This window comes from Microcoleus sp. F4-D5 (genome assembly GCF_036704885.1).
GTDB lineage: Bacteria > Cyanobacteriota > Cyanobacteriia > Cyanobacteriales > Microcoleaceae > Microcoleus.
In genome coordinates this window covers 33,218-45,888 of sequence record NZ_JAUBSX010000022.1, presented here as the reverse complement: position 1 = coordinate 45,888, position 12,671 = coordinate 33,218, and the positions used below count along the sequence as shown (strand labels likewise).

Annotated in this window: 13 protein-coding genes; 9 read left to right on the top strand and 4 right to left on the bottom strand. The window is 46.4% G+C overall.

Annotated features, from left to right (window positions below):
• Positions 1 to 349: 349 nt before the first annotated feature.
• From QUA80_RS12855 to QUA80_RS12825, 7 genes are all read left to right on the top strand, one after another.
• The gene (locus tag QUA80_RS12855) at positions 350 to 868 is read left to right on the top strand and encodes a phycocyanin subunit beta (protein ID WP_333243261.1); all 519 of its coding nucleotides are present in this window, start codon (positions 350 to 352) and stop codon (positions 866 to 868) included.
• Between the two features lie 103 nt (positions 869 to 971).
• Entirely contained in the window at positions 972 to 1,460 is a 489-nt protein-coding gene (cpcA, locus tag QUA80_RS12850) for a phycocyanin subunit alpha (RefSeq protein WP_333424988.1), read from the top strand.
• Positions 1,461 to 1,607: 147 nt separating this feature from the next.
• Complete coding sequence (locus tag QUA80_RS12845; RefSeq protein ID WP_333424986.1) at positions 1,608 to 2,423, top strand: phycobilisome linker polypeptide; 816 nt, start codon at positions 1,608 to 1,610, stop codon at positions 2,421 to 2,423.
• A 170-nt stretch (positions 2,424 to 2,593) separates the two neighbouring features.
• The gene (locus tag QUA80_RS12840) at positions 2,594 to 3,463 is read left to right on the top strand and encodes a phycobilisome linker polypeptide (protein ID WP_333424984.1); all 870 of its coding nucleotides are present in this window, start codon (positions 2,594 to 2,596) and stop codon (positions 3,461 to 3,463) included.
• A gap of 94 nt (positions 3,464 to 3,557) precedes the next feature.
• Positions 3,558 to 3,839 carry a phycobilisome linker polypeptide gene (locus QUA80_RS12835; RefSeq protein WP_333424983.1) on the top strand — a complete coding sequence of 94 codons (282 nt, stop codon included), beginning with the start codon at positions 3,558 to 3,560 and terminating at the stop codon, positions 3,837 to 3,839.
• Positions 3,840 to 4,018: 179 nt separating this feature from the next.
• Complete coding sequence (locus QUA80_RS12830; protein WP_333424981.1) at positions 4,019 to 4,858, top strand: HEAT repeat domain-containing protein; 840 nt, start codon at positions 4,019 to 4,021, stop codon at positions 4,856 to 4,858.
• A gap of 256 nt (positions 4,859 to 5,114) precedes the next feature.
• Entirely contained in the window at positions 5,115 to 5,741 is a 627-nt protein-coding gene (locus tag QUA80_RS12825) for a HEAT repeat domain-containing protein (RefSeq protein WP_333424979.1), read from the top strand.
• Here the strand turns inward: QUA80_RS12825 and QUA80_RS12820 are convergent.
• Both QUA80_RS12820 and QUA80_RS12815 read right to left on the bottom strand, forming a co-directional pair.
• The gene (locus QUA80_RS12820; RefSeq protein WP_333424977.1) at positions 5,730 to 6,023 is read right to left on the bottom strand and encodes a DUF2103 domain-containing protein; all 294 of its coding nucleotides are present in this window, start codon (positions 6,021 to 6,023) and stop codon (positions 5,730 to 5,732) included. The genes QUA80_RS12825 and QUA80_RS12820 overlap by 12 nt on opposite strands.
• A gap of 100 nt (positions 6,024 to 6,123) precedes the next feature.
• Positions 6,124 to 6,591 carry a response regulator gene (locus QUA80_RS12815; protein ID WP_333424975.1) on the bottom strand — a complete coding sequence of 156 codons (468 nt, stop codon included), beginning with the start codon at positions 6,589 to 6,591 and terminating at the stop codon, positions 6,124 to 6,126.
• A 432-nt stretch (positions 6,592 to 7,023) separates the two neighbouring features.
• Between QUA80_RS12815 and QUA80_RS12810 the strand changes: the two genes are divergently transcribed.
• A complete protein-coding gene (locus QUA80_RS12810) occupies positions 7,024 to 7,350 on the top strand; it encodes an antibiotic biosynthesis monooxygenase (protein WP_333243287.1) in 327 nt (108 codons plus the stop codon).
• Here the strand turns inward: QUA80_RS12810 and cas6 are convergent, their stop codons facing one another.
• Positions 7,351 to 8,232: a CRISPR-associated endoribonuclease Cas6 gene (gene cas6, locus QUA80_RS12805; RefSeq protein ID WP_333424973.1), complete on the bottom strand. Its 882-nt coding sequence runs from the start codon at positions 8,230 to 8,232 to the stop codon at positions 7,351 to 7,353.
• A 191-nt stretch (positions 8,233 to 8,423) separates the two neighbouring features.
• Positions 8,424 to 9,506: a class I fructose-bisphosphate aldolase gene (locus tag QUA80_RS12800; protein WP_333424971.1), complete on the bottom strand. Its 1,083-nt coding sequence runs from the start codon at positions 9,504 to 9,506 to the stop codon at positions 8,424 to 8,426.
• Between the two features lie 223 nt (positions 9,507 to 9,729).
• On the opposite strand from QUA80_RS12800, the gene QUA80_RS12795 reads away from it, so the two are divergent.
• Positions 9,730 to 12,360, top strand: coding sequence for a M1 family metallopeptidase (locus QUA80_RS12795; RefSeq protein ID WP_333424969.1), 2,631 nt, complete (start codon positions 9,730 to 9,732; stop codon positions 12,358 to 12,360).
• The last annotated feature ends 311 nt before the right edge of the window (positions 12,361 to 12,671 follow it).

Genomic DNA, 12,671 nt, shown 5'->3' with positions numbered 1-12,671 from the left:
GATTTACCTTCTAAGAGAGATAAGGTTTTGTAATAATTTGTAATAAACAAAGGCGGGCGAGCGTTGTATAAAGGTTATCAGAGGGTTGAAACGACAGGCTAAAGTTAACAAAAACACTGATTAACAAGGTTTGTCGAATCTCATAAAAGGTGTAAAATTTTCTAAGGTTTGTTAAACGTCCGTTGCAATGTAACAATATTACAGGTAGCGGAAAGGGAGAGAACGAGCCGGCCAGCGCAGTAGCTGGCGTCAAGCTTCAACCCTTGCAGGTTTAAAAACCTGAACAAATTTAACTTAACGGTTTTATACCGCAACCAAACTCAATTAACTCAAGTAGGAGAGTTCTTTCATGTTTGACGCATTTACAAAAGTGGTTTCCCAAGCAGACGCCCGCGGCGAATTTTTGGCTGCTGGTCAATTGGATGCCCTCAGCCAAATGGTTGCAGAAAGCAACAAGCGCATGGATACAGTCAACCGCATCACCAGCAACGCTTCCAGCATTGTTGCCAATGCAGCTCGCTCTTTGTTTGCCGAGCAGCCCCAACTGATCGCCCCCGGTGGCAACGCTTACACCAGCCGCCGCATGGCAGCTTGCTTGCGCGACATGGAAATCATCTTGCGCTACGTCACCTATGCGATTTTCGCAGGCGACGCCAGCGTACTCGACGACCGTTGCTTGAACGGCCTGCGCGAAACCTACTTGGCATTGGGAACTCCCGGCGCTTCTGTAGCAACCGGCGTTCAAAAAATGAAAGAAGCAGCTTTGGCGATCGCTAACGACCCCAACGGCGTAACTCGCGGAGATTGTACCTCCCTGATGTCTGAAGTCGGCAGCTACTTCGATCGCGCCGCTTCTGCAGTAGGCTAAACTCCAGCCTGTGCAACCAAATCTGTAAAGCGCGAGCGATCGGGCTTTAACAAGTTCCACAATTCGTACAAAAAATCACAAACATTAGGGAGAAAGCAAAAAAATGAAAACCCCGTTGACCGAAGCAGTCACAGCAGCAGATTCTCAAGGTCGCTTCTTGAGCAGCACCGAAATTCAAACAGCTTTCGGTCGTTTCCGCCAAGCAGCAGCCAGCTTAGAAGCAGCTAAAGCTTTGACAGCCAACTCTCAGCGCTTGATCGACGGTGCAGCCCAAGCAGTGTACAACAAATTCCCGTACACCCAACAAATGCAAGGCCCCAACTACGCTTCTACCCCAACCGGTAAAGCAAAGTGCGCCCGCGACATCGGCTACTACCTGCGCATGGTAACCTACTGCTTAGTTGCAGGCGGCACCGGCCCGATGGATGAGTACCTGATTGCAGGCATCGACGAAATCAACCGGACATTTGAACTGTCTCCTAGCTGGTACGTTGAAGCCCTCAAGTACATCAAAGGCAACCACGGCCTGAGCGGCGACCCCGCAGTGGAAGCTAATTCCTACCTCGACTACGCAATCAACGCCCTGAGCTAGATTTGCGTGATGCCCGGAAATGTAAGCTGCTGTTAGCTTGAGTGTTAGCGGTTGTATACAATTCCGGGCATCTGCGATCGAAGCCTAGTTTTGCAAATACTTTTTTTACAAGTTTTCAGTTTTTAAAGCAAAAAGGGAGAAGCAAAGATGGCAGGATTAGGTGCAGCAGAACGGTTGGGAATAAAAGCATTTGAAGAATCAGGACAGGTAGAACTGCGCCCTCACTGGACGCAAGACGATGCAAAAGCAGTAATTCGCGCCGCTTACAGCCAAGTTTTCGGGAACGAGTATTTAATGTCGAGCGAACGAGTTACGAGTGCTGAATCTCTGCTGATACAAGGACAGATTTCAGTTAGAGATTTTGTGCGGTCAATTGCTCAGTCGGAAACTTATCGGAAAAAGTTTTTTTACCCGAACTCGCAAACGCGGCTAATCGAGCTTAATTACAAGCATTTGTTGGGCAGGGCTCCTTACGACGAGTCGGAAATTGCTTTTCACGTAGATTTGTACAATGCAGAAGGCTACGAAGCTGAAATCAATTCTTACATTGATTCAATTGAGTATCAAGAAAACTTTGGCGAAAGTGTAGTGCCTTACTATCGCGGCTTCGCTACTCAAAGAGGTCAAAAAACAGTCGGTTTTAACCGGATGTTTCAATTGTACCGGGGTTTTGCTTCTAGCGATCGATCGCAAAACCAAACCCAAGCACGGCTGACTTGGGAAGTAGCGAGAAATATGGCTTCGCCGATATACACAGCCTCTGGCGGACAATCTCTGGCAGGTGCTTCCGGCGGTTCTCGCGGGCAACTTTACCGAGTCACCGCCATGCAAGGTTCGGCTAAGTTTTCCCCCCAAGTACGCCGGACTACTACTGAATATCTCCTGCCTTACGAGCAACTTTCCAGCCGCTTGCAGCAAATCAACAAACGGGGTGGCAAAGTGGTAAGCATTTCTATTGCTTAAAGTCGATCGAAACGTTTTTTTGAAGTGTCTTTAACACATGAGGACTAATTTATTTGTAGAAGTAAGGTGCGCAGTGCGCAGCCTACTTTGACACATATGGTCTTTAGTCCTAAAAATCTCAAGTTGCAACAAAACTTAGAATTTTTGTAATTAATTTAGGAGAAAATCTGGTGGCTATTACGACAGCAGCATCCAGACTGGGAACATCGGCACTCAGCGATGCGCCAAAGATAGAACTGCGCCCTAACTACAGCAAAGATGACGTGGAAGTAGTAATTCGCGCTGTTTACCGTCAGTTGTTGGGCAACGATTATTTGATGAAATCCGAACGCCTGACAAGTGCTGAATCTCTGCTGCGAGATGGCAGTTTAACGGTGCGAGAATTTGTGCGCGCAGTGGCAAAATCGGAACTGTACAAAACTAAGTTTTTATACAGCAGCTTTCAAACTCGGACGATCGAACTAAACTACAAACACTTGCTCGGTCGCGCTCCATACGACGAATCTGAAGTCGTGTATCACTTAGATTTGTACCAAACAGAAGGCTACGACGCTGATATCGATTCTTACATCGATTCAGTAGAGTATCAAGAAAACTTTGCCGACAATATTGTACCTTACTTCCGGGGTTTTGATACTCAGCGGGGGCAAAAAACCGTCGGTTTTACCCGGATGTTCCGGCTGTATCGCGGTTATGCAAACAGCGATACATCTCAACTAGAAGGCAATAACTCTCGCTTGGCTGTAGAACTCGGGACAAACAGCGCTACGGCTGTAGTTGGCCCCTCCGGCGGTAACGAAGGTTGGGCATACCGCCCTTCTGCCAGAAACGTGACTCCCGGCAGCGGTTTCGGCGGGGCGGCAGCTTACGGCAAAGAAGGGCGGCTGTTCCGCGTGGAAGTGTCTGGAATTCGCACGGGCGGCTATCCCAGCGTGCGCCGCAGCAGCAAAGCTTTCATCGTACCTGTTGAGGATTTGTCCTCGCAAATGCAGAAATTTCAGCGCCTGGGCGGGAAAATCGCCAGCATTACTCCAATTTAGTTGTTAGTTATTGGTTATTGGAACCAAAAAATAACCAATAACAACTAACAACTAACAACTGACTACTGACTAATTACCAATTACCAATTAGCTTATGTTTGGTCAAATTGTAGCAGGAACAAGTGGCAATACAGCTTCCGCCGGTCGTTGCTTTCGGTATGAAGTTGTCGGCTTGCGCCAAAGCGATGATACAGAAAAAATCGATTATTCGATTCGATCGAGCGCGAGTACATTTATCACCGTGCCTTACAATCGGATGAATCAAGAAATGCAGCGGATTACTCGCATGGGCGGGAAAATTGTCAGCATTCAGCCTTTAAGCGCGATCGCAGAACCGTCACCTGAATCATCCCCTGAATCATCGGGTGATAACTAATAGTTTGGTTGCAGGCGCGATTAAAATCGCTCCTGCACAAGCTAGAAAGGGCAATTTGAAATCGCGACTGCACAAATGAAGTCCGCCTGCGCGCACTAAGAGTTTCCCCAACCCGCGCAGGCGGGTTTTGTCTGTGTAGCAGCGATTTTAATCGCCGAATAACTAATAACTAATAACTAATGACTGTGGATTATTACGAATCAGACTCACCGCAGGCGGGTGTAGCTGGCGGCGAGTCTTTAACACTTGAACAGGCGATCGCAAATCTCCACTCCCAAGATTACAGTCTTCGCTATTACGCGGCTTGGTGGGTCGGCAGGTTTAGAGTCAAGGAACCGGCTGTTATTGCAGCTCTTATTGATGCTTTGCAAGAAGAGTCAGAACAAACCAAAATCGGCGATTATTCCCTACTGAGAAATGCGGCGCGAGCGCTGGGAAAATTGGGAGATAAACAAGCCTTGCCGGCGCTGATTCGCTGTTTGGAATGCGCGGATTATTACGTGCGGGAAGCGGCAGCTCAAGCTCTAGAAATGCTGGGCGACCGCGATTCTATTCCACGGCTAATGGAACTCTTAGATGGGGGTGTAGCAGCAGCCGTGCGAGTGCCGGGAAAATCGCATCTAGTGCAGCCTTACGACTCGGTAATTGAAGCTTTGGGAACGCTGCAAGCGATAGAAGCAATACCGCTAATTTCACCTTTTTTAGAACACTCTGTGGAGCGGGTGCAGTACGCTGCGGCGCGCGCGATGTATCAGTTAACTGGTGAGCGGGTTTACGGAGAACGGTTGGTAAGTGCTTTGAATGGGGATAATTTGCAGTTGAGGCGATCGGCTTTGATGGACTTGGGGGCGATCGGCTATTTGCCGGGAGCGCAAGCTATTTCAGAGACTTTAGCAGAAAATAGTATGAAATTGATTGCGCTGAAAGGAGTTTTAGAGCATCACCTCAATCAACAAGAATCACTATCTTTGTCAGATGATGCTATCCGTGTTATGGATTTAATGGATAGTTTACTTTAAAAAAAATTAGTTCACAACTGAAATAGGATTGCTGTAGCGATTCTCAATTGTCTACCGTATATTCAGGACACAACACATTCAGGGCACAGCAGTGCTGTGTCCCTACCGCATATCTGTATTTGAGTACATTTAGGACACAGCACTGCTGTTTTACTACTTGTTTTGATGAGAATGTTGCTGGTTGAAGCTACAAAAGGTCGATCGCGCGATCGACCCAACCTACAATTACAATGGTCACGGTACAGTTTATAAGTAAATGGCATTAGAACTAATTCAGGCTGTCGAACAAGCAGATTCTTCCGAGGGCTTGTTAAACGCAGTCAAAGCACTCGCGGCGGCTCCCTCAAAACAAGCAATTCCTACGTTAATTACAGTGCTCGGTTATAACAACCCAGGGGCTGCTGTTGCCGCCGTTGATGGGCTAATTCAACTCGGAGAACCTGCGGTGCTGCCGCTTCTAGAACAGCTTGACGGCTACAATTACGGAGCGAGAGCTTGGGCTGTTCGGGCTTTGGCGGGAATTGGCGACCCCAGGGGTTTGGAGATTTTGCTGGATGCGGCGGCGAATGACTTTGCTTTGAGCGTGCGGCGGGCGGCGGCTAGGGGTTTGGGGACGATTTGCTGGGAACTGATGCCAGCAGAACAAGTTTTAGATGCTCAAATTCGCGCTCTTAAAACCCTGCTGCAAGCGTCCCGTGACCCGGAATGGGTGGTTCGCTACGCAGCAGTGGGGGGCTTGGAAGCTTTGGCGGGTGATGCGACTGTTAAACCAGATTGGTTAGCGGAAGTTTCGGCGAGGTTGGACGAAATTGTCGATTGCGACGAAACTGCTTCAGTTAGATCCCGGGCTTTGCTAGCCAAGCGAAGATTGTCACTTGGCTAGGGTTAGGGCGATCGTCTCTTCCAAGTCCCTTTGACTGAGAGTGGTTAATATAAAGACTTCTTGTACGGTTGTGCCCTGTCTGGCAATGATTTTAAATCCCCCTCGAATCGGTACTGACACTCTTAATGTCATGCGGGGGATGTGTCCTTTAACTTTGCTGATGACGCCTGGAGTAACGGTTTGAATGCCCATTTTTAGGGTGAGGCGCTCTAAAATAGGTATCAAACCGGGAAGGTGGGTAGAATGATTCCAAACTAGGCGGCCTTTGGGTTGTGCGTTCATAAATTTTTAACCAAATTCAACATACCCAGTCTAAGCTACCTCTGCCTGAAACCAATTTGAAATTCCCTCAACTTATGTATCCATAACGTTACTGTGCGTGTTATTGCGAGCAAAGCGACGCAATCTCAAATCGAAATTTTTGATTCCAGCCCCGCAAGCTGAGATTTGATGGTGCAAAATTGTCCTGTACTTTTTGATATTTTGGGTTGGTAATTGTCGGTTTTTCTAGTTGAGTGGCGATCGCCCCGAATATTTTTGCGGCGCTGCAAGGTTTCTTGAGATAGCCGTCTGCTTTAAGTTCTAGAACCCCTTCCATTTCTGAACCAGTCATAAAAATAAACGGAATGCTGGCGGTTGCAGGTTGCGATCGCAAAACCGCTAAAACTTCTAAACCGTCTACTTCGGGCATCATGACATCAGACAAAATTAAATCGGGAATTTGGGCAGCTAACTCGATACCGACTTCTCCGTTTTCGGCCCCGACAGCTTCAAAACCTCCCGATTTCAGAAGTTCTAATACGGTTTCTCGGGTTAAGTCGTCGTCTTCTATGACTAATATTTTTTTCATTTGTTTTAGTTTCCTCTTTACTTTGTTTATATTTGTATGTTATGATTCTGGCATTTGAGTTTTAAGAACTTCAATAGGGTTATTGCAAAAACCCACTTTTTACGACGTGCTACTTTTTACTTTAAAGCGTGCGATCGCAGCTACTCACGCTTATTCGCTCGCTCGGCAGCTTTACCTTTTGTACTAGCGCTCGAACTCGCTCCAGCCTACCTAGGGTTGTGAAAATCTAAAATCTGGGATTCAACAGTTTATTGAATAGAGCTTCCAGCCGCCTGACTCAAAAAGTTTCTATTTGAGTTGGGCGCGCAGCTACGTATAATTAAGAAATTCGCCGATGAACTCAGCGCCAAACTACAAAATGTGAAGTTCACAAATTTTGGGCGATCGGGTAAAATATAACTTGGTGTATCGGTATTAAGTGAGGAAAAAGATATGTCAGAATTTCTCGACTTTCTCAGACATCAGTTTGCTTACGTTGCCATTGGCGAATTTAAACCAGGAAAATTTAAAGCAGCAGAAGAACTTTTTGAAAAAGCTGTTGCAACTTATGCGACAGGTTTTAAGGGAGCGTACCTGCTGCAATTGCCCAATACAGACAAAGGTATTGCGATCATTTTTTGGGAAAGCGTAGAAGAGATGACCGCCAATCAAAGCCAAGCTTATCAGGAAATATTGAAACAAATGACGCCTTTGTTTGCCAAAATTCCAGACACTGATGTTTATGAAATCGTCAGTGAAATTCAGCCGAAAAGTGAATGATTAAAAATCCTGCAAACGGCGCGTCATTCCCATACCCATTGGCGTCTTTCGCCCGACGCCGCTGTAAAGCGCAAAATCTGCTAAAGTGTTAATTTGCTTGATAGTAGTAGGAGCTATATCTCCCATAATTCGGTAACTAATGTCGCCGACGCAGCCAATAAATTTACTGCGAGAATCGGTACTAACTTCTGTTCGGATATGGAAGAAACTAGGGAAAATAGCTTCTGTAAAAGTAGGTTCGATCGCAATCCTGCTGTACTTGTTCCAGCGATTCGCTAAACTTCCAAAAATACTCTCACGAGTGGGCATAGCACTATCGTATACACCTTGTCGAAAATTAGTAGGAGTGCAGAAACTAAAAGCAATTTGCCGCTCAGTTTCCGAAGCTCTATCGAACAATTCGGCGTAAGTACAAAAGTTCACCCAAGGCTCGTGTGATTGCGGTTCGCTCAAAATATTAGTAATGTATATATTAGTCGGGCCAAGATGCCAAGGGATCTCGAAATTGAGTTGTTGCCAAAGTAGAGTTAGGCGATCGAACAAACCGTCATCCAGCAGAGAAATTCGCCACCAAATCGGCGTATTTTCCCGAATAGCTTGCTTGTGTTCCCACTGTAGGGCCGGAGATATTGTGCGGGAAGCCGGAGGCAAAACTCTCTTTTGTGGCTGGGGCGCGCTGCTTTTGTAAGCCTCTTTTCTGCTTACTTGAAAAGGGCTTAAAGTGAAAGCTTTTTCATGAGATTGGTCGTGCAGGTACGCGCTCAAATCGCTGTCTACAGCACTCACAAGGTTCAAAAAAAAAGCGTGGAGATGCCGCCCCGTTAAAAACTGGGATGGAATTGGTGCAACTGGCAGCAGGTTTAAAACAAGGCTGTGGGGCATTTTTAAATTATATACTCTGTCTGTATATATGTTCAGCTAGTATTAATACTACAGCTAAGTTGCAACTTAGATTAAGGAATTTTAATCACGTAAGGTGCACGCTGTGCACCCTACATTTACGAGGATTTGTGCGCCTAGCGCACCCTAGGTTTAGGTTGTGATATTGAGGTCAATCTCTGTGCGGTAAATTTTTAGGCGATCGAGATTTCTGGCGACAAATAAACGTCTTGAATGGCGTTGAACAATTTTACACCTTCTTCAAAGGGACGCTGAAAAGTTTTGCGGCCGGAAATTAAGCCGCAGCCGCCAGCGCGTTTGTTGATTACTGCGGTGCGAATAGCTTCAGCAAAATCGCTTTTCCCGGAAGCACCCCCGGAGTTAATTAAACCCATCCTTCCCGCATAACAGTTGAGCACTTGATAGCGAGTTAGATCGATCGGGTGATCCGTTGTCAAATCCGAATAAACCCGCTTGTCGGTTTTGCCGTAACTCTTGCCGCTGGCTTTAGCAACTGCTGCATAACCGTTGTTGCATTCGGGTAACTTCTGCTTGATAATGTCAGCTTGAATTGTCACTCCTAAGTGATTTGCTTGCCCGGTTAAATCGGCTGCAACGTGATAATCTTTGTCTTGTTTAAAGATATCGTTGCGGAGATAGCACCACAAAATTGTCGCCATTCCGTATTCGTGAGCGTGTGCAAAAGCTTGACTGACTTCTTGGATTTGCCTCGTCGATTCCGGCGAACCAAAATAAATTGTTGCTCCCACTGCAACTGCTCCCAAATTCCAAGCTTGCTCCACTGAAGCAAACATTATTTGGTCGAATTGATTGGGGTAAGTCAGCAATTCGTTGTGATTTAGCTTGACAATAAAAGGGATTTTGTGCGCGTATTTGCGAGATACGCTTCCCAAAACTCCCAGCGTTGTCGCGACAGCGTTGCAGCCAGCCGAAATTGCTAATTTAATGATATTTTCGCTGTCAAAATAAATGGGATTCGGTGCAAAAGAAGCGGCGGCAGAGTGTTCGATTCCTTGGTCTACGGGCAGGATGGATAAATAGCCGGTATTCGCCAAGCGTCCGCTAGAATAGAGTTGCTGAAGCGATCGCAAAACTTGGGGAGATCGATCGGTTTGAGCAAAAATGCGATCGACCCAATCCGGACCCGGCAAGTGCAACAAATCTTTAGAAACTTTCGCTTGATGGGTGAGCAACCCTTCGGCTTCGTCGCCAAGCCAAGATTCGATCGAACTGGGAACTGATAGTGTAGCTGTCATACAGATTTCCCTCTCAATTTCAATTGCAGGCTGATGATTGCAGACATTAACCTTGATGATATTGTAGCGAAAAATCATATTTTCCATCACGTCAACGATCGATCGAGTTTTTAACAAGTTAGCGACAACAGCAACTAGGACGCGCTACTCTATAATAAGCTGGCAGTTCAGCCGGATCGGCGCTGCCAGCGATCGCCGATCGATTCACAACTTTGCCATCACAATGTCACACACTTACTTTGATTCTGAAAACGGTCACAAATCCTTCGAGATGCCCGGTGCTCGGCCGCATTACAACCCCGATCGCCCCGGTCAAGTAGAGCATATTTTTCTCGACTTAGTGCTGGATATTCCCAAACAAAGCTTTCGCGGCACTTGCAGCATCCGCCTCAATCCAGTCCGCAGCGGCATTGACAAATTAACATTAGATGCAGTAAACCTCAATATTAAATCGGTAAAAATTGGCGAAACAGATCAAAATTTTGACAGCGACGGCGAAGTGCTGCAAATTCACCTGCACGAACCAACAGAAGCTTACCAACCAATTACTATTGCGATCGAATATTCTGTCGAAAAACCCCAGCGCGGTCTCTATTTTGTCGGCCCGGACAAACACTATCCAGACAAACCCACTCAAGTTTGGACTCAAGGCGAAGATGAAGATTCGCGGTTCTGGTTTCCCTGTTTCGACTATCCGGGACAGTTGGCAACTTCGGAAATTCGAGTGCAAGTTCCGAGACAACTATTTGCTATTTCCAACGGCGAATTAATTAGCACAAAAACCGACGGCGACGATAAAATTTATCACTGGTCGCAAACCCAGGTACACCCGACGTATTTAATGACCTTAGCAGTAGGAGATTTTGCCGAAATTAAAGACGAATGGAACGGCAAACCAGTTAATTATTACGTGGAAAAAAGCCGCGAAGCAGACGCTAAGCGCAGCATGGGCAAAACGCCTCAAATGATTGAATTCTTCTCTAAAGCATTTGGCTATCCTTACCCTTTTCCCAAATACGCTCAAGTCTGCGTCGATGATTTCATCTTCGGCGGTATGGAAAATACTTCGACAACTTTGCTAACAGATAGGTGCTTGCTAGACGAACGCGCCGCCCTCGACAATCGAGGTACTGAAAGCTTAGTCGCCCACGAATTGGCTCACCAGTGGTTCGGCGATTTAGTAGTAATTAAACATTGGTCTCATGCTTGGCTGAAAGAAGGCATGGCTTCTTATTCCGAGGTGCTGTGGACTGATAAAGAATACGGCAAAGAAGACGCGGCTTACTATATGTTAAATGAAGCCCGCAATTATTTAGCTGAAGACAGTTCCCGCTACCGCCGCCCGATCGTTACTCACGTTTACCGCGAAGCAATCGAATTGTACGATCGCCATTTGTACGAAAAAGGCGCTTGCGTCTATCACATGATTCGCGCCGAGTTGGGCGACGAATTATTTTACAAAGCAATTCACACTTTTGTGCGGGATAACGCTCACAAAACTGTAGAAACGATCGATTTGCTCAGGGCTATAGAAAAGGCTACCGGTCGCAATCTCATGTTTTTGTTTGACCAATACGTTTATCGCGGCGGTCATCCAGATTACAAAGTTGCTTATTCCTGGGATGGCGACAGCAAATTAGCAAAAGTGACTGTAACGCAAACTCAGGTAAAAGACAGTAAAAATGGCAACGGCAACAGCAAAGATGTATTCGATCTGAAAATTCCGATCGGCTTCGGTTACAAGCCGGAAAAAGAGGCAGACGATGACAGTTCTGTACCTTCAACCCCGAACCTAAAAACTTTCACTGTGCGAGTCTACGAACGCGAGCAAAGCTTCTATTTCCCTCTCGAAGAGAAGCCTGCATTTATCAGTTTTGATGTCGGCAATAAATACTTAAAAACTGTTGCGTTAGAGTATGGAGTTGCGGAACTAAAAGCTCAGTTGCAGTTCGATCCAGACCCGGTTTCCCGGATTTACGCGGCCCACGCTTTGGCGAAAAAGGGAGGACTGGAAGCGGTGAAAACGCTGTCAGAAGTTCTCAAGAAAGATCCGTTCTGGGGCGTGCGCGCCGAAGTCGCGGGTCAGTTAGTTGAAATTAAACTCGACCAAGCTTTTGAAGGTTTAGTAACTGGTTTGAGAGATAAAGATTCTCGCGTTCGTCGCGCTGTGGTGAATGCGCTGGGTAAAATCAAAACTCACGAAACTTTTAAAGCGCTGAGATCGATCTTAGAAAAAGGCGACGCCAGCTATTACGTAGAAGCAGCCGCAGCGAGTGCTATGGGATCAATTGTAGCGGCTAACCCCGACGAAAAACCGACGGACGAACAGGTACTGAAAGAGTTAAAATTCGTGCTGAAAGAACGTCAGGGGTGGAATGAGGTAGTGCGATCTGGTGCTATTTCCGGTTTGGCACAGATGAAAACTTCTGAAGATGCGCTGAATCTAATTTTGAAATACACAGCCGCCGGTACTCCGCAAGCTTTGCGCTTGGCTGCAATTCGATCTTTGGGCACAATTTCGACTGGTCAAACGAAGGTCAATTTAGAACGGATTTTGCAGCGATTGGCAGAATTATCTAAAGAGACGTTTTTCTTGACTCAAGTCTCTGTAGTAGCGGGATTAGGACAAATGGAAACTCGCAAAGCAATTCGCATTTTGCGTTCTTTAGCTGACCAAACTCCCGACGGCCGCGTCCGCCGCATGGCTGAAGAAGCGGTGCAAAGAGTGCAGAAAAATGCTGGTTCTGATGCTGCGGTAAAACAGTTGCGGGAGGAATTAGACCAGGTGAAAAAGGAAAATCAAGATTTGAAGAGTCGTATGGAAAATTTGGAGGCTAAGGCGAAGAAAGATTAGGCGTAAAACCCCATACCGGCGCAGATAAAGGCAGATATTGGCGATCGGCTTTTATCTGCATGGAAAATTTGGAGGCTAAGGCGAAGAAAGATTAGGCGTAAAACCGCATACCGATGCAGCTAAAGGCAGATATTGTCGATCGGCTTTTATCTGCTTGTCGGTAGAGAATTGTGCGCGGTTATTATAATATTATTGTGCAGTGGGAGTGCAGGGGAATTTCCTATTTTCGACAGACAGGAAAAGCCAAATATGTTTATTCTCCACTTTATTGCTATCTCAACTTGGGAAGTATCGAGAATCAGGATGCTGTT